General features: G+C 54.5%; 1 pseudogene. It reads right to left on the bottom strand.

Annotated elements, in window-relative coordinates:
• Positions 1 to 129, bottom strand: a pseudogene (locus EOD29_RS31090) (GNAT family N-acetyltransferase); the annotation flags it as partial.
• Positions 130 to 310: the final 181 nt, after the last annotated feature.

Genomic DNA, 310 nt, shown 5'->3' with positions numbered 1-310 from the left:
GGCGTGCGAAACGAATGGGTTGTAGGCAAGCGTGGCGCAAGTCTTCGAGGCCCCGGAAAGCCTGGACCAGCTCTCCGGGGAAATCGCGGTGAAGGAGCGTTCTACGCGAATGGACAGTTCATCAGTCATGGAGCAAATGCGAAGCCTGTGGGAGGATGGTTTCGGCTCTGCCTTACAGCGCCGCGCGTCTTTCAGACGCGCAAAGGACGCTGTAGCACTTTGAATTGCTGCATGATTTTAGCCTGATCGACTCCGATCAGGCTAAAATCATGCAGTAGAAATAGTGGAGACGAAAGCCTTCGCCAAACAA

Source organism: Mesorhizobium sp. M1A.T.Ca.IN.004.03.1.1 (assembly GCF_003997555.1).
In the GTDB taxonomy this organism is placed as follows: domain Bacteria; phylum Pseudomonadota; class Alphaproteobacteria; order Rhizobiales; family Rhizobiaceae; genus Mesorhizobium.
Note: the sequence above shows the minus strand (reverse complement) of the source record. Positions and strands in the feature narration are given on the sequence as shown.